Raw genomic sequence first — 21,560 nt, forward strand, 5'->3', positions numbered from 1 at the left:
GCTAAGTTTCTGAGTTTTTTTGCTACGGGGGTGCTAAGGCACAAGGTTTTTTAATTTCAAATCTTAAATAATCTTATGTAAATTCATGAATACAAGTTTGCGACTTTGCTCCCGATCACTATCGGGATTGCGAGATTTAATCGATACATAGTTCTTTAAAAACCTTAGAACCTTAGCATCTCAGTGTCTCAGAACCTTTAAAAAAAAGCTATCCCCCAATCATTTCGCCGCCATTAACATGAATAAATTGTCCCGTAATATAACTGCTGTCTTCGCAGGCGAGAAATACATAAGCAGGAGCAACTTCTGAGGGCTGGCCGGCTCTTCCCATCGGATTGTCTTTTCCGAAATCAGATAATGTATCAAAACTCGCTACAATCAACGGCGTCCAGATTGGTCCCGGAGCAACCCCATTTACACGTATTTTTTTCTTGGCAAGCATCGTAGATAAGGATCTGGTAAAACTAACGATCGCTCCTTTTGTACTGGCATAATCAGCAAGATGTTCACTGCCGCGATAAGCTGTAACAGAGCTCGTATTAATAATAGTATCGCCTTCTTTTAAAAAGGGTAATGCTGCTTTTGTAATATAAAAGTAAGGATAGATATTCGTTTCGAAGGTCTTGTGAAGCTGTGCTGCAGTTATCTTCTCGAGTTCATTTTGAGGGAATTGTACGGCTGCATTATTGACTACAATATTGATCTTTTTGAATAAAGTGTGGCACTTTTTTACTGCGCTTTTGCAAAATTTCTCATCCTTCAAATCTCCGCTAATAATCAGGCATTGTCGGCCTTCTTTCTCAATGAGTTCTTTAGTTGCCAGTGCGTCTTTATCTTCCTTTAGGTAAACGATAGCAATATTGGCGCCTTCTCTCGCAAAATGAACAGCGACGCTGCGACCAATACCGCTGTCGCCACCGGTTATAAAAGCCACTTTTCCCAGAAGTTTTCCGCTTCCAACATAATTTTCTCTTATAATTTCAGGTTCCGGATTCATTTTATATTCGTTACCCGGAAGATTTTGCTTTTGTTCCGGAAATGTCTTTGTCTTTTTCATAATACTTGAATTTATAGTAATTAAGCTGACTCTAAAATAGTTAAGTGAGAGATAAAACATTAACCGAAAGAGATTTAAGATTGCCTCAATAAAACAGTTACAGAATTCGAATAGCAAACATGGGAATTATGTAACTAATTTGCATTTCAATTAAAAGGCACGCATACTTTTTTTTTATAAATTTGAAGGTTTGACTGACGTTATTTAAAAATAGAATCAGCTATTTTAAATAGTATTTTTCGAAGCGATTTTCAAATTAAAAACAAATTTATTCATAGAACTTTACTCCCCCAATACAGTATGGTATTAATCGTAGACGATATAAAGGCAAATATTATTGCTTTGAAGAAAACATTAGAACTACATGATATTGATGTGGATACGGCCGAATCCGGTGAAGAGGCCCTGAAAAAAATCCTGAAAACAGATTATTGCCTGATCATTATGGATGTCCAGATGCCGGGACTTGATGGTTTTGAAGTAGTAAAAATTCTATCCGGTAATAAACGCACTAAAGACATTCCCGTTATCTTTCTCTCTGCACTAAACATCGAAAAGAAATATATTTTTAAAGGATATGAAACCGGTGCTGTCGAATATATTACCAAACCCGTTGATACTGATTTGCTGATGTTAAAGGTGAAAACCTTTCTTAAAATCTACGAACAGCAAAGGGAATTAAAAGGAATAAAAGAACTTCTTTCTAAAGAAATTCTAATAAGGAAAGAAGCACAGGATAATCTCGAAATTAAAATCGCTGAAAGAACCAAGGAACTGGTTTTGAAAAATGAAGAATTAGAGATGAAAAATCACGAACTGCAGCAATTCTCCTGGGTAGTTTCGCACGATTTAAATGAACCCATCCGAAAAATCCAGATTTTTATAAAAATCATCAAAGAACTTTATCTCGCAGACGATGTAAAAGCAGTTGATTATGTAAATCGTACAATTAAATCAGCAGAAAGAATGCAGACTTTAATTACAGATTTATTGGCCTACTCAAGATTGTCATCACAGGTAAAACCTGAACTAACAGATCTGAATGTGGTTTTGCAGGAAGTGCTTTCGGATTTTGATTATCTGATCGAAAGAAAGAATGCCACGATAAAAACAAATGAACTCCCAACAATAGATAGTATTCCGAGTCAGCTGAGGCAGGTTTTTCAAAATTTGATAGGAAATGCACTCAAGTTCTCCGGAAACTCTCAACATCCGTTGATTGAAATTACCTCTGAATTAATTGCCGATAAATCTTTTGACAGTCCTGTTGCTGCGGAAGGTAAATTTTGCAGAATTACGGTAAAAGACAACGGAATTGGTTTTGATGAAATTTATCTGGACCGGATATTCATTATTTTTCAGAGTCTCAATGACCGTCAGTCTTACGAAGGAACGGGAATTGGATTGGCGATTGCCAAAAAAATCATAGAAAAACATAACGGATTAATCACAGCAAAAAGTCAGGTAGGCAAGGGCGCAAGTTTTATTATTGTTCTTCCTTTAAAATACGAATAATTATAACCAAAAAACATGAAGAATAACTTTAAAAGAAATTTATTGATAAGTTCACTGATTTCGTTACTGGTTTTAACGGTCAGTTCTACGGCTTCATTTCTGAGTATAAAAAGCTTATTGAACAGTAATTTCTGGGTCAACCACACTCAGGATGTCATTTATAATCTGAACGAAGGTTCTGCTATAATTACGGAAGCTCAAACCAGTATGCGTGGTTATTTGATCACAGGTGACGAACAATTTATAACAAGGTACAATGACGCCGAAGTAAAATCGAATAGTTATTTTGAAAAAGTATCAGAACTGACGCTTGATAATCCGGCCCAGCAAACACAGTTAAACGAATTAAAAACCCTTCGTTCTAATTTTTTTAAATACCTGAACAACCAAATCGTAAAAAAACGTCTCGGAAAAAATGCTGCGACATTTGATCTCACTGAGGGGAGAAATATGATGAATGATTTGCGCGGGCAAATTAAGAAAATTGAAAACACAGAACAAAATCTTCTAAAAGAGCGCAACGATAACTCAGAGCGTTACGGTAAGTACAGTATCATTCTGATTATTGTTGCTTTTGTAATTGCCTTTATAATTTCGATTGTATTTTTAATCAGAATTTTAAAAGATTTTAATGAACGTGCTTTACTTCAGGCTGAATTAGAGAAAAAAGATCGCGAGACTGCTCAAAGAATCGAAGCGATAAGCTCTATCGCCAGTAATATTTCGAACGGAAATTACGACATTCGTGTAGACGATACTAAGGCTGATGCATTAGGAAGCGTGGGAGAATCCTTGAATAGTATGGGAATTTCGTTAAAGAGTTCTTTCGATTTATTATCTCAAAAAGAGTGGCTTCAAACAGGTATTGCCAGTCTAAACAATGTAATGTTAGGCGACAAATCACTGCAGAAATTATCAAAAGATGTTATCGAATTTGTGTGTCAGTATACGAATAGCAGCGCCGGGGTTTTGTATGTTCTGGAAGAAAATGAACTTTATGTTGCCGGAGGTTACAGTTATATCCCAAGCAAAAACCGCGAGCGAATTCAAAAAGGCGAAGGTTTAATTGGTCAGGCAATTGTTTCGGGAAAAATTCTGCAATTAAAAGCTTTATCTCCGGATGATATTCAGATTAATTATGCTTTAGGCCAGATAAAACCAACACATATTGTTGCGATTCCCTTATTGGATACAAGAGTTGAGGGAGCGATTGAACTGGCGAGTATTTACGGATTTTCGGACTTGCATTTAGAATTTTTGAAAAGCGTTTCCAACAACATCGGAATTGCCATTAAGTCGACTCAGAACAGAAAAAGAGTTTTAGAATTATTAGAAGAAACCAAATCTCAATCTGAAGAATTACAAGTACAACACAGCGAACTGGAAGCAATTAACGCTGAATTAGAAGCACAAACAGAAAAATTGCAGGCTTCTGAAGAAGAACTGAGAGTACAACAGGAAGAGTTGGAGCAAACCAACGAAGAGCTGTCTGAAAGAAGTGTCTTATTGGAAGAAAAAAACAACGAAATTCAAAAGAAATCTGAAGCATTAGAACTAACAACGCGTTATAAGTCAGAGTTTTTGGCAAATATGTCGCACGAATTGAGAACGCCTCTGAATTCAATTTTACTTTTAAGCCGTTTGTTATCTGAGAATAATAACAAAAGCATGGTCGAGGAAGAAATTGAATTTGCTAAAGTGATTCAGAGTTCCGGGAACAGTTTGTTAGGATTAATCGATGAAATTCTGGATTTATCTAAAATTGAAGCCGGTAAAATGGAGCTTGAATTTTTAGATGTTTCTACTAAAGAAATTACAGATACTTTATGGAATTTGTTCAATCAGGTGGCAAAAGAAAAAGGAATTAAGTTTGAAATTCTTTCAAAAGATGCGCCAATTGTGATCAAAACCGACAAAATGCGTCTGGAGCAAATCTTGAAAAACCTGATTTCGAATGCGATTAAATTTACAGAAAAAGGAACAGTAAGCTTAGAAATTAAAATTAATGAAGACGATGATAAAATCATTTGCTTTATTGTAAAAGATACCGGAATCGGAATTCCGTTAGAGAAACAACCTTTGGTTTTCGAAGCATTCCAACAAGCAGATGGTTCGACAAAACGTAAATATGGAGGAACCGGTTTAGGATTATCGATCAGCAGAGAATTGGCAAAATTACTTCGCGGCGAAATAATCCTGCATAGTAAAGTGCAGGAGGGAAGTACGTTTACATTGTGTCTTCCGGTTTTTGGATCCGCTATTCATAAAATTAATGTAGAGAGAATTCCGCCAACAGAATTTACAGAAGTAGAAGAAACAGAAAAAGCTCCGGTAAAAAATAAATATTTAAGCGCTACGATTCCCGATGAGATTGAAGACGACAGAAATTCGATTTTACCAACAGATAAAGTAATCCTGATTGTTGAGGATGACATTAATTTTGCGAAATCCCTTTTGACTTTTACAAGAAAAAAAGGATATAAAGGAGTTGTTTCGGTTCGTGGGGATTATGCTTTAAACTTTACTTTATTGTATAAGCCGGTTGGCGTTTTATTAGACATTGAGCTGCCAATAAAAAGCGGCTGGGAAGTGCTGGAAGAATTAAAAAATCACAGCGAAACCAAACATATTCCGGTACATATTATGTCATCGCATAAATTAAAACAGGAAAGTCTGCTCAAAGGTGCCGTAGATTTCTTAGACAAACCGGTGGCTTTCGAGAAAATTCCGGATGTGTTTTTACGAATTGAACACATTATAAATAAAGAAGCACAAAAGGTTTTAATTATTGAGGACAATCCGAAACATGCAAAAGCACTGGCTTATTTCTTAGAAACCTATAATATAAATTCAGAGATAAAAAGCGAGGTTTCGCAAGGACTTGACGCCTTAAATAAAACAGAAGTGGATTGCGTGATTCTCGATATGGGAATTCCGGACAAACATGCGTATCAGATTCTCGACGGAGTAAAAAAATCTCCGGGATTAGAAAACTTGCCTGTAATTGTTTTTACAGGAAAAAGTTTATCGATGAAAGAAGAAGTGAAAATTAAAAAATATGCCGATTCTATTATTGTCAAAACAGCACATTCGTATCAAAGAATGCTTGACGAGGTTTCGTTATTCCTTCATTTAGTTGAAGATAAAAAAGAAGGAAATGATAAGAAAGAAAGCTATAAAAAGCTAAATTTACTAAACAATATCCTTCATGAGAAAAAGGTATTGATTGTAGACGATGATGTTCGTAATATATATTCGCTGACAAAAGCGCTTGAAGTTTTTAAAATGAATGTAATTACTGCTTTTGATGGTAAAGAGGCGATCAAGATACTGGCAGAACATCCTGATACTGATATCGTTTTATTAGACATGATGATGCCTAATATGGACGGTTATGAAACGGCTGAAAAAATACGCGCCAACCCTAAATTTCTAAATTTACCGGTTATTGCCGTAACAGCCAAAGCCATGACAGGTGACCGTGAAAAATGTATCAAAGCCGGAGCCTCAGATTATATAACCAAACCAGTAGATATCGATCAGCTGCTTTCGTTATTGCGAGTGTGGTTGTATGATAAGATTTAGAGAAGGAAGAGAAGGAAGAGAAGGAAGAGAAAAGAGAAAAGAGTATAGAGGAAGGATTATAGAGGAAAGAAGTTTGGTTACAGATTAAATCTAAAAATCCTTTTTAACCTCTGAATCCCGATAGCTATCGGCAGTTGCAAAAAAATAAACTGTACAAATAGTAAAAAAATAATTCCTGGAATTAGTGGCGAAAAAACAAACCAAATTAAAAAGTAGACGAAATGAATAAAAAAAGACTTTTGATTATTGATGACGATTCTAGAAATATTTTTGCTTTAGAACACACTTTGCGTGCAAAATCATTTGATTGTTTGTCTTGTTTAAGTGCCGAAGAAGCTTTAAGAATACTAAGTTCGGATGAAGTTATTGATGGGATTTTGATTGATATGATGATGCCGGAAATGGATGGTTATGATGCAATTCCGCTTATAAAAGCACTTCCCAACAGAAGATCGGCTTTTATTGTGGCGGTAACGGCTCAGGCAATGATAGGCGACAAAGAAAAATGTTTGGAGGCCGGGGCAGATGCGTATATTTCAAAACCGGTTGATGTAGATAAATTACTGCTAATTTTAGGCAAAATTTGAGGGGATTATGATTGAGGATATCGAGTTAGAAACGCTTATTAATGAGGTTTATGAGTATTATGGTTTTGATTTTGGCAGCTATTCGAGAGCTTCATTAAAAAGACGTGTCAACAGGGTAATGCATTTAGATGGATTTACTCATTTTCATGAATTTCTTTCCAGGGTTCGTTATGATCCGGAGTACTATAAAAGAATGGTTGATGAGATCACGGTTAATGTAACTGAAATGTTTCGAGATCCTTCATTTTATGCTGTTGTACGAAATGAAATTTTACCCTTATTAGGTACAAAACCCTTCATCAGATTGTGGCATGCTGGCTGTTCTACAGGCGAAGAAGTATATTCGATGGCCATTATGCTAAAAGAAGCCGGTTTACTGCATAAATCATTAATTTATGCCACAGATATTAATTCGACCGTATTAGAAACAGCCAAAAAAGGAATTTTTCCTTTGCGGATGATGAAAGAATACTCAGAAAATTATCGTGACGCTGGCGGACAGGAAGATTTTTCGAATTATTACATTGCAAATTACGGTATTGCCAAGTTTAATGAAGAATTAGCTGAAAAGATGGTTTTCTCACAGCATAATTTAGTTTCAGATACATCATTCAATGAGTTTGATATGATATTGTGTCGGAACGTTTTAATTTATTTTGATAACGATCTCCAAAAAAGAGTTATTAATTTATTCGATGAAAGTCTGGCCGTTTTAGGATTTTTAGCATTGGGAACAAAAGAAACTATTAAATATTCGGTTACTCCCAACAAATACAAACAGCTGGATAAAGAAAAAATATGGAGGAAAGTAAAATAATATCAGGCTGTAAAGTCGTTATAATAGGAGGATCTGCAGGAAGTTTGAATGCTTTGATGCAAATCTTGCCGGAATTGCCGGAATTAAAAGGTTTTGCAATTGTAATTGTGGTACACAGAAAAAGTACAGACGATCAGACTCTCGAAGAACTGATTGCTTTAAAATCAAGTGTTTCAGTAAAACCTGTAGAGGATAAGGTGCCTCTTTTACCGGGTTTTGTTTATGTAGCGCCATCCAATTATCACTTGTTATTCGAAAAAAACGAGACACTTTCGCTCGATATTTCAGAAAAAATAAATTACAGCCGTCCCAGTATCGATGTTTCTTTTGAATCTGCAGCAGAAATTTACGGAGAATCATTAGTCGGAATTTTATTGTCCGGTTCAAATACAGATGGAACTTACGGTTTAAAAACAATTCAGGCCGCCGGAGGAACTATCGTAGTTCAAAATCCGCTTGCTGCTGATATGCCTTTTATGCCCCATAATGCTATTTTGAATACCCAGCCAGATTTTGTTTTGGATAATAACGAGATCCTGAAATTTATTAGTACGATCAATACGTAAGAATTTATTTTTCAGGTTTCATTTCATCTTCTGGAAGAACAATTTTGTTGAGTTCAGCTTCTTTGTCCGCCCTTCTTTGTGCTGCTTTACCTTTTCCAATTGGGAGCCCTGCAGTGACGTACAAAGATCTGTTGTAGACATTTGGGCCGTCTCCTTTCATTACAGGAACCAATCCGTAATAATACTGAACAGTTACGTTCAGACCATTTCCAATATTCATATGATACCCTGCGCCAAGAGCGATTCCGGCATCAATCACGCGGATCTGATCGCGGATATTCTTTTTATAAACAACATCATCTTTATTTACTTCCTTGGTAAACTCATCAAACGCTTTGGCCAATAAGCCAAACTGAGGTCCGGTTTTCAGATAGATATTATTCTTAAACTGATATTTGATCAAAATAGGAACATTGAAATATCTTATTTCACGGTTGACACTTCCTCCGGCAAAAGTATTGTCGAGATTGGTATCGTTTAGTGAATACACCGGAATTCCGTGTGCGCCCATCGGAGATTTTACAATTACTCCCGTATTAATCATCCATGCCGGATTTTGTTTCGATCGAAAATCAAAATAAAAACCAAGATTAAAGCCGGGATTTGTTCCCGAACTTTCCAGATCAGTAATAGTAGAAAAATTCACACCGCCTTCAAGGCCAAACTCCAGAAAAGGAGAATTAAGTTTGTCTCCAAAAATTAAGGAAATTAAAACTTGAGAGTGCGCAGGAGCCATACAAAACAATGCAATAAGTAATAATAAACCTTTTTTCATATGATCGGGTTTAAAGTCCAAAACGATACTGAAGCCCGCCCAAATATTGTGTACGGGTTCCTAAAAATCCAGCTTCTACTCGAAACATAATATGCTTGTTATATTGAAATTGAGATCCTACAATAAAATTCCACATATCCTTAGGTGCTTTATGTAACGAATACTGTACCGTTGATGATTCTGCCGTGCTCAAAGCACCATCTAATGTCGTCAGGAATGTTCCGGCTGATTCCAGCGCCCTGTTTGCAGTATTGTGCTTGGCAACATTGGCAGGGCTTTTTTGTTGAGAAGGAGTTAATCCGTCCCACCAGGTATCCACTTTTGTTTGGTTTTCAGATACTTTTGTCAATCCGTCATCTACTTTTTGTTGTGCATTGTCAAGATTTAAGACATCAGAGAGCGAAATGTTTCCTTTCGTATTTCCTTCAATATGTACTCTAAAACCACCTACCCAAACCGCAATATTTCTTTCGGGTTTTCGAAGCTTAAAAGTTTTACCTAACCTTGGTCCAAAAATATAAGAGAAAGCAGGTTTGTCCAGCGCACTAACATCGCTCCAGGACATATTCATATCCAGTGCCAGCCAGCCTCCGCCAATACCAATAGTAGGTGTTAATCCCAATCCAAATGTTGTAGCGCTAAAATTGGCTTTGGTATTAAAACTGGCTACTTGCGACCAGTTATTATCGGCATCAGGAATCCATATTCCTGCATTTATTTTAGTAGTTGGATTTGATTTTCCAAAAATTCCGTAGACATTTAAAAAAGGAAGCAGCCAAATGTCCGGTCTGATCGTAAGAGCTCCAACTTCAACAGACGATTTATCAAAACGAACAATTTCATCTAAATTATATAAGGGACCATTATTAAAGCCTACTTGTAAGTCTGTAATATTGATTTGAGAATCCTGCCAAAAGTAGTTTATAGAGAGTCCTGCAGAATAAGGTAATTTATAGCCTTTTTGAGCTACTTTTTCTCCCCAAATTGGTAAAGCATACGGGTATTTTTCTATGCAAGGCTGTCTTTTAATTCCTGATTTTTTGCTCCTACGATTTTTTCGGTGTAGACCTGCCCGAAAATTTGTATACTAAAGAATAATAATAAGGCTAATAGTAGTGTATTACATTTCATTGATTTCGTGTTTATAATTGTTAATTAATAGAACTGCGTAAAAGAAATATGTACTAATGGTATTATTAAAGGACTATATATGTATGTTTTTGGTTTGTAGAGGAATATATTTTTTCGGCTTAAAAGGATGAACTCAAAACATATGTTAATTATTGTTAAAGTTAACTAAAATTTTTTATCGGTAACCATATTTTTTTAAGAAACGCAATTTTTTATTTAAACGAAACGCAATCAGATTTTAAAGAATTAACCCTTTTTTGCCATGATGATTTATTAATTATTGGAGTTTGAATTGAAATAAATAGTATTTTTACGTCGTGAAATGGATAACTGTTATATTATCACTTTATTTAATGGCACTTTCAAATATGCCTTGTGCAGATATGGAAGTGAACAGTGCTGCTCACAAAATTGCCCAATTTTCTTCTGAGGCAAATCATTCACACGACAAACAAAACGATTTATGTTCCCCGTTCTGCGCTTGTAATTGCTGCGGAGCTCAGGTATTGACGTACCAAACTTCATTAAGTTTTGATTTTCCCGTGTCTTATTCTATTATTTCAATTCAGTTACCTGATTATACTTCAGTTGTCACTTCCAATTTCTTCGGGAGTATCTGGCAGCCGCCCCAAATAGCATAATGATGCCCGATTAGGTTCGGGATAGAGAGTTGTGGGTTTTCCACAGTATTTAATAGACATACCATGTCTAATTTCTCACGTCATTATACCATTAAAAATGTTAGATAAAATAATACAGTTTAGTATAAAGAACAAGTTCGTTATACTACTATTTACCCTTATATTAATAGCTTGGGGAAGCTATTCCCTTAAAAAACTGCCATTAGATGCTTTGCCTGATATTACCAATAATCAGGTGCAGATCATTACGGCGGCGCCAACTCTGGCAAGTCAGGAAGTCGAGCAATTGATTACCTATCCGTTAGAGCAGGCGGTAAAAACAGTTCCGGATATTATAGAACTCCGCAGTATTTCGCGTTTCGGATTATCGGTTGTCACCGTTGTTTTCGAAGATGATGTTGATATTTACTGGGCAAGAGAGCAGATTTTTCAACGCTTGAAACAAGCCGAGGAAAACATTCCCGCTTATGCCGGTTCACCTGAATTAGCGCCAATTTCAACAGGATTAGGTGAGATTTACCAATATGATGTTTATGCCAAAAAAGGGTATGAAAACAAATACGATGCTGTAAAACTAAGAACGATTCAGGATTGGATTATTATTCCGCAATTGCAAGGTGTCAAAGGCGTGGCAGATGTGAGTACCTGGGGCGGGAAATTGAAACAATACGAAATTGCCGTAAACCCAAATAAACTGAATAGTCTGGGCGTTACGATTACCGAAATTTTTGATGCTTTAGAAAAAAACAATCAAAATACGGGTGGTGCGTATATTGAAAAAGACCAGTATGCGTATTTTATACGTGGCGTTGGAATGGCAAAAGGCACAAAGGATTTAGGAAATGTGGTGGTTAAAAACCGAAATGGTTCCCCTGTTTTAGTTCGGGATGTTGCTGAGGTTCGTGAAGGTGTAGCGTTGCGTTACGGCGCATCGACCAAAGACGGAAAAGGAGAAATTGTTTCCGGAATGGTGTTGATGTTAAAAGGCGAAAACTCAAGCGCCGTTGTAGACAGAATCAAAGAGCGAATGATTCAGATCAATAAAAGTTTGCCTGAAGGCGTGGTTGCTGAAGCTTTTATCGACAGAGGTAAATTAGTAGATAATGCAATGGGAACCGTTACTAAGAACTTATTAGAAGGTGCATTGATCGTGATTTTTGTACTGATTTTATTTCTGGGAAATCTTCGTGCCGGTTTAATTGTAGCCTCCGTCATTCCGCTGGCGATGCTTTTTGCCGTTATTCTGATGAATGCCTTTGGCGTAAGCGGCAACCTGATGAGTTTAGGAGCAATCGACTTTGGGATTATTGTTGACGGTGCCGTGATTATTGTTGAAGCCACAATGCATCATTTACAAAAACTCAAACGAAAGAAAGACTTAACCCAAATCGAAATGGATGTCGAAGTCTATAATTCGGCTTCGAAAATTAGAAATAGTGCTGCCTTTGGAGAAATTATCATCCTGATCGTTTATCTGCCCATTCTCGCATTGGTAGGTACTGAAGGTAAAATGTTTAAACCTATGGCAATGACCGTTGGTTTTGCTATTGCAGGAGCTTTTGTACTTTCCCTTACTTATGTGCCAATGATGAGTGCTTTGTTTTTATCTAAAAATACAAAGCATAAAGAAAATTTCAGCGACAGAATGATGGCTTGGTTAGAGTCAGTATATGCGCCATTTTTAGAGAAAGCATTACAGTTTAAAAAGACCGTTCTGGCAATAGCGCTTGGTTTATTTGCATTTGGATTGGTTGTTTTTAATAGTATGGGAGGAGAATTTATCCCAACAATCGAAGAAGGCGATTTAGCAATAAATGCTACGATTATGACCGGAAGTTCGCTGACACAGATGATTGAAACGACTACTAAATACGAACAAATATTAAAAGCAAAATTTCCGGAGATTAAAACTATTGTCACTAAAATAGGAAGCGGTGAAATCCCGACAGATCCAATGCCAATTGAAAGCGGGGATTTGATTATTGTACTGAAAGACAAAAAAGAATGGGGCAAAAAATACCGCAACTGGGAAGAATTGGCTAATGCCATGAAAGAGGAAATGGAAGTAATCCCAGGTGCCAATATTGAGATTTCACAGCCTATTCAGATGCGTTTTAATGAATTGATGACCGGAAGCCGAAGCGATATTGCGATTAAAATTTTTGGTGATGATCTGGAAATTCTGGATGCTAAAGCGACAGAGTTAATTTCGAGAATTAAAAGTATCGAAGGAATTGGTGATTTAAAAGCGGATAAAGTAACGGGATTACCTCAGATTACCATCAAATATGATTATAATAAAATTGCTTTATACGGATTGAATATTTCTGATATCAACCAGATTATCCGTTCTTCATTTGCCGGAGAAAGTGCCGGAAAAATCTACGACGAGAGTAAACGATTTGATGTTGTAGTGAGAATGAATGAAGAACATCGCGCTGATATTACAGATGTAAGCAATTTATTTATTCCGTTGCCAAATGGCCAGCAGGTACCGCTTTCGCAGGTTGCGACTGTAGATTACGAGCAAGGTCCCGTACAGGTAACCCGTGAAGATGGAAAACGAAGAATTACAATTGGATTAAATGTTCGTGGCCGGGACATAAAAAGTGTTGTGGAGGAAATTCAGCAAAAATTAGACAAAGATTTCAAACTTCCTGCAGGCTATTATGTAACCTATGGCGGTCAGTTTGAGAACCTGATTGAGGCGACCAAGCGACTTTCGGTAGCATTGCCGATCGCTTTGGGATTAATACTGGTTTTACTTTATTTCACCTTTAAAAGTTTCAAACAGGCCGGATTGATTTTTACAGCCATTCCGTTGTCAGCCATCGGCGGTGTTTTTGCACTCTGGATGCGCGGAATGCCGTTTAGTATTTCGGCAGGAATTGGTTTTATTGCTTTGTTTGGAATTGCCGTTTTAAACGGAATCGTATTAATATCGTATTTCAATCAGCTCAAAAAAGAAGGAATATTAGATCCGCTCGAAAGGGTTCTTATAGGAACCAGAACAAGGTTACGTCCCGTTTTAATGACTGCAGCCGTTGCGTCTTTAGGATTTTTGCCGATGGCATTATCCACTAGCGGAGGAGCAGAGGTGCAAAAACCTTTGGCAACTGTGGTTATTGGAGGACTATTCACTGCAACTTTATTGACTTTAATCGTTTTACCGATTTTGTATTTGCTATTGGAGAAAAAAAACAACACCAAAGAGCGCGAAGATATACGCGAAGAACGCAATGATGATTAAAAAAGATTTTGTTTCACGCAGATTTTAATCCATAGAACTTTATGAAATTAAATCGGCTAAAATCTGCAGAATCTGCGTGAAACAAAAAATTAAGGCAAAGAAATTTAAAAAATAAAAAATGAATTCAATATATAATATAAACAGAAAACCCTTTGCGAACTTTGCGAAAAAGCTTTGCTCCCGATGGCTATCGGGATTGCGGTTAAGCATAATCTTATTGGTTAGCATGCTTTCGCAGGCACAAGAAAAAATCAGCTTAGAAAAAGCGATAGAACTCGCCAAATCAAACAACATCGACTTAAAAATTGCTGATAAAGAAATAGAAAGACAAACGGTTCTGAAAAAGACTGCATTTCAGCCGGAGGCACTTCAGGTGCAATATCAGGGAGGACAATTCAACAGCGTTGATTTTGACCATAATGTTTCCGTTCAGCAGTATTTTCCAATTGGGAATATTACAAAAGCAAACAGGCAATTGCAGGAAGAATTGGTAAAACTGGCCGAGAAACGAAAAGCATTGTCTTCTTATGAAACAGAAAAAGCAGTAACGCTGGCATATTATCAATACTTGTATGGAGTTTCTATGCAAAAATTAAACTCGGAACTGAATGATATTTATACCAAATTCCTAAAGAATGCAGAATTGCGTTTTCAGACCGGAGAAAGCGGAAACATCGAAGTAATTAGTGCGAAAGTAAGAGTGAAAGAGATTGAAACTCAAAAAGCACAATTAGAATATGATTTGGTGATTTACCAAAAGCAGCTGCAGTTCTTTGTTCAGACGGATGAAAACATTGTTCCTGATGATAAAACATTACTACAATATACTGTTCTAAGAGAAGAAGGAAATTCAAAAGCAGAAGGTTTAATGACGGATTATTATGAGCAGCAGATTTCGGTATTTCAAAAAGAAGCCAATACCTATAAAGCGATGCGAACGCCGAAATTAGGATTGGGTTATTTTGCGCAAACGATAGATACCAAATCGTTGTTTCAGGGATTTACGGCCGGATTGCAGATTCCGCTGTTTGGGGGAGTTAATACAGCAAGAGCACAGGCATCGGCAATCAGTATTTCGCAATCGCAATTGGCTTTAGATAAAAATAAACTAACGCTGAACCTGCAGAGACAGGAATTAGAGAACAATTTTGCAAAACAAAAAAAGGCATTAGACTATTATCAGAAAGAAGGCTTGCAATATGCGGATCAGATTATTAATACCGCGCAAAAAAGTTATGCTAATGGCGATATGAGTTACTGGTCGTACATCAGTTTTCTGAATCAGGCAATTGATATTAAAAAGCAATACACAGAGGCGACCCATAATTTTAATCAAAGTGCCATCGAAGTTCAATTTCCAACCATCAAAAACAATTAAAATGAAAATAAATTTAACTGCAATCCCGATAGCTATCGGGAGCAAAGCTTTTTCGCAAAGTTCACAAAGAAGATTAGCTTATAGCTTATTGCTTATAGCCTACAGCGGAATATTAATTTCGTGCAATGAAAAAAAGACTGAAGAAAAACCCGAAGAAGAAAAATCACAAACAGAAGTAGCTTTAAACGAATCCCAATATAAAACAGTCGGAATCGAAACCGGTTTTGTAGAAGACAGAAACCTGAACAAAGTCATAAAAGCCAATGGTTATACGACAGTTCCGCCACAAAATTCAGCCGAAGTTTCGACTTTGATTGGAGGAACGGTAAAAGACATTTTTGTTTTAGAAGGTACTTATGTCAACAAAGGAAAAGTTTTGGCGACCATCCAGAATCTTGAAGTGATCGAGATGCAGGAAGATTATCATTCGGCTACAGCCAATATCGAATATTTGCAATTAGAATACAATCGCCAGAAAACGTTAAGCGATGAGAATGTAAATCCGAGAAAAATTTTCCAGGAAGTAAAATCAAAACTAGCGGCAGAAAGAGCAAGGGCGCAGGCTGCAAAGAACAAATTAGAAGCTTTGCATGTGAGTACAAAAGGAAGTACATCGTTAGTACCCATTGTAGCACCAATTAGCGGTTATGTGGGAAAAATAAGCATTGCAAAAGGAGCTTATGCACAAACCGGCGTTGCATTGTTTGAGGTGGTTGACAATAGCCAGATGCATTTAGACCTGAATGTTTATGAGAAAGATTTGGGTTCTATTTCGGTAGGACAGGTAATTGATTTTGTCCTGACAAACCAATCGAATAAATCGATCAAAGGAAAGATTTTTGGAATCAATAAGTCCTTTTCTAATGAAAGTAAAACGGTTGCCGTTCATGCCAAAATCGAGCCGGCAGATGCAAAAGGACTGATTCCCGGAATGTATGTTTCGGCAAATATCAACATTACCAATGCTACGGTTCCTGCAGTACCAAAAGATGCTGTGGTTCGAAATGCAGAGAAATACTTTGTTTATATCCAGGAAGAAGAACATGAAGAACATGAGGAAGAGAAAGCAGCGCCAGGAAAACCTCACGAACATGAAATCCATTTTAAAGCAGTTGAGGTGATTCCGGGAACTACAGATTTAGGTTTTACCGAAATAAAATTTGTAGATAAAATTCCTCCTCATGCAAAAATTGTAACTAAAGGTGCTTTTTATCTGCTTTCAGCAATGAAAGGCGGAGGAGAGCATAGTCACTAATTTTTTGAGGCGCTAAGTGGCTAAGTTACTAAGATGCTAAGTTTTTTTTAGCGGGTGCAGAATTTGCAAGATTAAAATAAAACGCTACCTATAGACAATTGGCTCAAAATCCGTAATTTTAGAACATATTTAAACAAAGTTTAAAGTTTAAACTTGAAACAAATAAAACTTGAAACTCATTTTATGGAACATATACATAGAGAAGAAAAAATAATAAAAAAGAAACCAAAACAACCTACATGTTGTTGCTCACATGATGAGCCCGTTCATTCTGATGATGACGGACATGATCACGGAGACGGTCACGATCATGAACATAATGCGGAAGGCAGTTTGTTTCAAATATTTTTACCAGCCATAATCTCCTTTGTTTTATTGCTTATTGGGATTGGATTTGACAATTATTTTCCGCAAAACTGGTTTACAGGTTACGTCAGGATTGCCTGGTACATAATAGCGTATTTACCGGTTGGATGGCCAGTTTTGAAAGAAGCGTATGAAAGCATTATAAAAGGCGATGTCTTTTCGGAATTTTTTCTGATGTGTATCGCAACAATAGGCGCTTTTGCAATAGGCGAATACCCCGAAGGTGTTGCCGTAATGTTGTTTTATACTATTGGAGAAAACTTTCAGGGACTGGCGGTAAGCCGTGCCAAATCTAATATTAAAAGTTTATTGGATCAACGTCCGGATGAGGTCAGTATTTTAGAAAATAACATTGCCACAATAATCAAAGCAGCTGATGCAAAGATAGGATCAATAATACAGCTGAAAGCCGGAGAAAAATTAGGTCTTGACGGAGAACTGTTGTCTGATACCGCTTCGTTTAATACTGCGGCGTTAACAGGCGAAAGCAAGCCGGATACCAAAGTAAAAGGAGAAACAGTTTTGGCCGGAATGATCAACGGAAATACCGTTGCACTGGTAAAAGTAACCACAGCTTATAAAGACAGTAAATTGTCTAAGATTCTGGAAATGGTACAAAATGCCACGACCAAAAAGGCGCCTGCGGAATTGTTTATCAGGAAATTTGCCAAGATTTATACGCCAATCGTGGTGTATCTGGCGATTGCGATTTGTGTATTGCCATGGCTTTTTGTAGACAATTATGTCTTTAGTGACTGGTTGTACAGAGCTTTGGTATTCCTGGTAATTTCATGTCCTTGTGCCTTGGTCATCAGTATTCCGTTAGGGTATTTTGGAGGAATTGGTGCGGCGAGTAAAAACGGAATTCTGTTTAAAGGAAGTAATTTTCTCGATAGTATTTCAACCATTCAAAATGTGGTGATGGATAAAACCGGAACCATGACCGAAGGTGTTTTTAAAGTTCAGGAAGTTATTATTCAGGAAGGTTTTGATAAAGTTGAGATTCTGAAACTCGTTAATGTTCTCGAAAGTCAGAGTACACATCCTGTGGCAACGGCAATTCATAATCATGTGGGGCAGATTGATGCTTCAATTGAATTGAAAAACGTAGAAGAAATTTCCGGACATGGTTTAAAAGCCGAAATCAACGGAAAAGAATTGCATGTGGGGAATTTCAAATTGATGGATAAATTCAACATTTCATATGATATTGATCCAAATTCGGTTGTTTACACTACAATTGCCATTGCGTATGATAATAAGTTCGCAGGATATTTGACTATTGCCGATGAAATAAAAGGAGATGCACAGGAAGCAGTAAACAAACTAAAAGCATTAGGCGTTAAAGTAACCATGCTAAGCGGTGATAAAACCAATGTAGTGCAATTTGTTGCGGATAAATTAGGCATCGCAAATGCTTTTGGAGATTTGCTTCCGGAAGATAAAGTGAATAAACTCAACGAGATTAAAGCCAAAAACGAAACCGTAGCTTTTGTGGGCGATGGTGTAAATGATGCTCCTGTTATCGCCTTAAGTACCGTAGGTATCGCAATGGGAGGTTTAGGAAGTGATGCCACGATCGAAACGGCCGATGTTGTGATTCAGGATGATAAACCAAGTAAAATTGCGATGGCCATCAATATCGGGAAACAAACCAAAAAAATCGTATGGCAGAATATTACCCTGGCTTTTGTCGTAAAAGCTTTTGTACTGATTTTGGGTGCCGGCGGACTTGCCACAATGTGGGAAGCTGTTTTTGCCGATGTTGGAGTAGCGTTACTGGCAATTTTAAATGCCGTGAGAATTCAGAAGATGAAGTTTTAAATTACTTCATTCAAATAAAACAAAATCCCAATTCATTAATTTTGAATTGGGATTTTCTGTTTGAGTAATTATTTCTTCAAATGTGTGGGTTCCTGAATTTCTCCGTTACCAAAAGACCAATTCTCTAAACCATTATTTTCTAATAAAACAATGATCACATTATTGATCAAAATTTCGGTGGAAGTCGAAATTCTTGTCGCAATCTGATGGTATAACTTTTTCTTTTGTTCTACCGTTCTTCCTTGTCCTGCCGTGATTTGCACATAAATAATATCTTCAGAATGTGAAATACCAAGATAACTTTCAGGATATTTTATCTGATGCGATTCTAATTCTTCGATCACATGAAAATAATCGTCTTTTGGAATATTAAATTCGGCTATTAAAGACTCATGAATTGATGCTGAAATAGTATTTTTTGTTTCTAATGAAAGCTTTTTGGGAAGGCTGATTCTAACGAATGGCATTTTTTTGAAATTTAAATTTTTATAAAAATAAGGAATAGTAAGCGATGGAAATAAGAATCGTATTAAAAATTTAATTCTATTTTATTCCCTTTATTTTCAATTCTAACGGCTGTTTTATTACTTTCAGAAGGTGTTTGCGTCGGATACCAGTTTCTATTTGGTTTAACCATAATCAGCAAACCTTCATCATCACCAACGGCAGCAAAAAGTTCGCTATTAGCATTTTTAGAAAAGAATGCTAAACCGTGTTCTTTGATCAATTGTTTTCCTAATGCTAATGGATTATCATTTACGATTCCTATTTCACTAATATTCAGAATTGATTGAGAACTGAATGATTCTGTTTGCGCATTATCAAGGTCATGACGGGCAATAAATTCTAATAAATTACCATTATTATCATAGAAATAAACCGCATTGGCATTCCAGTTTTCGAAATTGGTAATGACTTTTTGATCTTCAATAAAAATTAAATCTACTTTGCTTTTACACCAATCAATGGCTTCGTCTAATTTGTTCTCAGGAATATTGAACGCAAAATGATAAATAGAACTAAATTGAGGATTTTCAACGAATTTTAGAATAGAATCTCCCGCCTGAATGCTAATCGATTCTTTGGTTTTTTCTATAATAGTAAGATCAAGAATGTCTTTATAAAAAGTGGCAGTTTGTTGTATATCGCTGGATTGAATTTGAATGTGTGCTAACTTCATGGTGGTATTTTTTATAAGAAGAAAAAGCTTCTTTCGTTTCAAACAAATTTAAGAAATGATGGAAGGATTATGATTCACAAGCTATTTTATACTTCAATGAAAGGATAGTAAATTATGATTAAAGTTTCTCTTATTGTAATGCCTAATTTTTTAAACACATAGAAACATAGATTTAAAACTGCAATTTAGATTCTTTTAGAAAATCATGATTTTTTCACAAAGTACTATGAGATTTATTTGTAGTGAAACGTCTTTCTACATTTATTTGAGCTATGTTTCTATGTGTTTAAAATTTAAAAAAAAAGCCCATTTCATATGAAAATGCCACAAAGGTTAGACACTGTTTGGGGTAATTTGCAAATCATTTTATTTCGGCATTGTTGGTGTTATAATTCTTCGTGTTGGCGTACTCAAAGTTTCTATAAAAGCCAAAAGATCGCTGATTTCTTCTTTGTTTAAATTCAGTTTTTTTAGCATAAGATCAGCTTTTGGAATTAAGGAATCTCTTGCCGTTCCCAGATATTTTTTCTGAACAGGAGAAGGGTTTCCTAAATTGTATAATTCTACAACATCCAGTAAAGTAGGAAAATGTCCGTGATGCATCCAGGGTTTAGTATTGGCTACTTCACGCAATGTTGGTGTTCTGAATTTACCAATGTCTTTTACGTCTTTAGTAACATTATACCGTCCGAAATCTTCATTTTTGGTACCAAATAAAGTTTGTCCGTCATTATGAAACTGATTGTCGCTGAAATAAGGCGTATTATGACAATTGATGCATTGCGCTTTCGTTCGGAACAAATGCAGGCCTTTTACCTGCGAATCGGTAAATGCTTCCGATTTTCCGCTAACGAAATTATCAAATTTGCTTTTCGGACTATTGATCGATCTTTCAAAAGTTGCAATGGCATATTGTATTCTTTGCAGATTTACTTTTTTGTCTCCAAAAGCGGCCTCAAACAGCGGTTTGTATCCTTTAATTTTAGCGATTTTATCAACGGCAATTGTCAGTTTTTCATTCATTTCAAGAGGATCACCAATCGGAAATTGTGCCTGATCTTCGAGACTTGAAGCACGACCGTCCCAGAATAAAGAGGTGGCATAGGCCGAGTTAAGAATCGTCATCGAATTGCGTTTTCCGGTTTGGCGATCATGACCAAAGGAGCGTGTTAAATTATCTGTCCAGCCCAATTCAGGATTGTGGCACGATGCACAGGCAATTTGTCCGCTAACGGATAATCTTGGATCAAAGAACAATATTTTGCCCAGACTTTCTTTTTCCTTCGAATACGGATTATAATCCGGATAGGGAACGGGAGGAAGCACGCCAATATCCTGAAATGTAGCTTTATCGACATTTTCGTGTAATGCTGCTGCGGGCCATTTTGTAACATCACCGCCGGAATATAGTTTTCGTAATTCCTGAATGTCTATGTAATCAGGCTGTTCAACGGTTTTGTAGGCCGTTAAACTCACGAGGAATAGGAGAGGGACGATTAGTTTTTTCAATTTTTTTGTTTTTGTTTGATTTGTTTCAGGTTTCAGTCGCAGTTTGCGTTTTTTTTTACTTGTAAACTTGTCAAACATAGCCCGTGGTTTCAACCACGGGCTATGTTTGAAGATAGAAATAAAT

17 protein-coding genes are annotated in these 21,560 nt (G+C 36.5%); 10 read left to right on the forward strand and 7 right to left on the reverse strand.

What is annotated here, in order from left to right; all coding sequences use genetic code 11:
- Window positions 1-208: 208 nt before the first annotated feature.
- Entirely contained in the window at window positions 209-1,057 is an 849-nt protein-coding gene (locus B0A67_RS14045) for an SDR family oxidoreductase (RefSeq protein ID WP_072954148.1), read from the reverse strand.
- A gap of 300 nt (window positions 1,058-1,357) precedes the next feature.
- On the opposite strand from B0A67_RS14045, the gene B0A67_RS14050 reads away from it, so the two are divergent.
- The 5 genes from B0A67_RS14050 to B0A67_RS14070 all read left to right on the forward strand — a co-directional run bounded on the left by B0A67_RS14050 (window position 1,358) and on the right by B0A67_RS14070 (window position 8,127).
- Window positions 1,358-2,572, forward strand: a complete 1,215-nt coding sequence (locus tag B0A67_RS14050; protein WP_072954145.1) for a hybrid sensor histidine kinase/response regulator — start codon at window positions 1,358-1,360, stop codon at window positions 2,570-2,572.
- Window positions 2,573-2,587: 15 nt separating this feature from the next.
- On the forward strand, window positions 2,588-6,157 hold the full coding sequence (locus B0A67_RS14055) for a response regulator (protein WP_072954142.1): 3,570 nt from the start codon (window positions 2,588-2,590) through the stop codon (window positions 6,155-6,157).
- A gap of 221 nt (window positions 6,158-6,378) precedes the next feature.
- The gene (locus B0A67_RS14060) at window positions 6,379-6,744 is read left to right on the forward strand and encodes a response regulator (RefSeq protein ID WP_072954139.1); all 366 of its coding nucleotides are present in this window, start codon (window positions 6,379-6,381) and stop codon (window positions 6,742-6,744) included.
- 7 nt (window positions 6,745-6,751) lie between these two features.
- On the forward strand, window positions 6,752-7,561 hold the full coding sequence (locus B0A67_RS14065; protein WP_072954137.1) for a CheR family methyltransferase: 810 nt from the start codon (window positions 6,752-6,754) through the stop codon (window positions 7,559-7,561).
- A complete protein-coding gene (locus B0A67_RS14070; RefSeq protein WP_072954134.1) occupies window positions 7,543-8,127 on the forward strand; it encodes a chemotaxis protein CheB in 585 nt (194 codons plus the stop codon). The genes B0A67_RS14065 and B0A67_RS14070 overlap by 19 nt, the downstream gene beginning before the upstream one ends.
- 4 nt (window positions 8,128-8,131) lie before the next feature.
- Here the strand turns inward: B0A67_RS14070 and B0A67_RS14075 are convergent, their stop codons facing one another.
- The 3 genes from B0A67_RS14075 to B0A67_RS25285 form a co-directional block, all read right to left on the reverse strand.
- On the reverse strand, window positions 8,132-8,902 hold the full coding sequence (locus B0A67_RS14075) for a porin family protein (RefSeq protein WP_072954132.1): 771 nt from the start codon (window positions 8,900-8,902) through the stop codon (window positions 8,132-8,134).
- 10 nt (window positions 8,903-8,912) lie between these two features.
- Window positions 8,913-9,524 carry a hypothetical protein gene (locus B0A67_RS25210; protein ID WP_242670964.1) on the reverse strand — a complete coding sequence of 204 codons (612 nt, stop codon included), beginning with the start codon at window positions 9,522-9,524 and terminating at the stop codon, window positions 8,913-8,915.
- A 386-nt stretch (window positions 9,525-9,910) separates the two neighbouring features.
- A complete protein-coding gene (locus B0A67_RS25285; protein ID WP_262494738.1) occupies window positions 9,911-10,033 on the reverse strand; it encodes a hypothetical protein in 123 nt (40 codons plus the stop codon).
- A 317-nt stretch (window positions 10,034-10,350) separates the two neighbouring features.
- Between B0A67_RS25285 and B0A67_RS14085 the strand changes: the two genes are divergently transcribed.
- The 5 genes from B0A67_RS14085 (at window position 10,351) to B0A67_RS14105 (ending at window position 18,747) form a co-directional block, all read left to right on the forward strand.
- Window positions 10,351-10,674, forward strand: coding sequence for a DUF6660 family protein (locus tag B0A67_RS14085; protein WP_242670965.1), 324 nt, complete (start codon window positions 10,351-10,353; stop codon window positions 10,672-10,674).
- 97 nt (window positions 10,675-10,771) lie between these two features.
- A complete protein-coding gene (locus B0A67_RS14090; protein WP_072954129.1) occupies window positions 10,772-13,924 on the forward strand; it encodes an efflux RND transporter permease subunit in 3,153 nt (1,050 codons plus the stop codon).
- Between the two features lie 118 nt (window positions 13,925-14,042).
- Entirely contained in the window at window positions 14,043-15,302 is a 1,260-nt protein-coding gene (locus B0A67_RS14095) for a TolC family protein (protein WP_072954126.1), read from the forward strand.
- Between the two features lies 1 nt (window position 15,303).
- The gene (locus tag B0A67_RS14100) at window positions 15,304-16,557 is read left to right on the forward strand and encodes an efflux RND transporter periplasmic adaptor subunit (protein WP_072954122.1); all 1,254 of its coding nucleotides are present in this window, start codon (window positions 15,304-15,306) and stop codon (window positions 16,555-16,557) included.
- A gap of 183 nt (window positions 16,558-16,740) precedes the next feature.
- Complete coding sequence (locus tag B0A67_RS14105) at window positions 16,741-18,747, forward strand: heavy metal translocating P-type ATPase (protein ID WP_072954119.1); 2,007 nt, start codon at window positions 16,741-16,743, stop codon at window positions 18,745-18,747.
- Window positions 18,748-18,815: 68 nt separating this feature from the next.
- Here the strand turns inward: B0A67_RS14105 and B0A67_RS14110 are convergent, their stop codons facing one another.
- The 3 genes from B0A67_RS14110 to B0A67_RS14120 form a co-directional block, all read right to left on the reverse strand.
- Entirely contained in the window at window positions 18,816-19,214 is a 399-nt protein-coding gene (locus tag B0A67_RS14110) for a tautomerase family protein (RefSeq protein WP_072954117.1), read from the reverse strand.
- A 62-nt stretch (window positions 19,215-19,276) separates the two neighbouring features.
- Entirely contained in the window at window positions 19,277-19,927 is a 651-nt protein-coding gene (locus B0A67_RS14115) for a VOC family protein (RefSeq protein WP_072954114.1), read from the reverse strand.
- Window positions 19,928-20,293: 366 nt separating this feature from the next.
- Window positions 20,294-21,436 (reverse strand): cytochrome-c peroxidase, encoded by a 1,143-nt coding sequence (locus B0A67_RS14120; protein WP_072954295.1) that lies wholly within the window; start codon window positions 21,434-21,436, stop codon window positions 20,294-20,296.
- Between the last annotated feature and the right edge of the window lie 124 nt (window positions 21,437-21,560).

The sequence above is a fragment of the Flavobacterium aquidurense genome (genome assembly GCF_002217195.1).
Lineage (GTDB): Bacteria > Bacteroidota > Bacteroidia > Flavobacteriales > Flavobacteriaceae > Flavobacterium > Flavobacterium frigidimaris.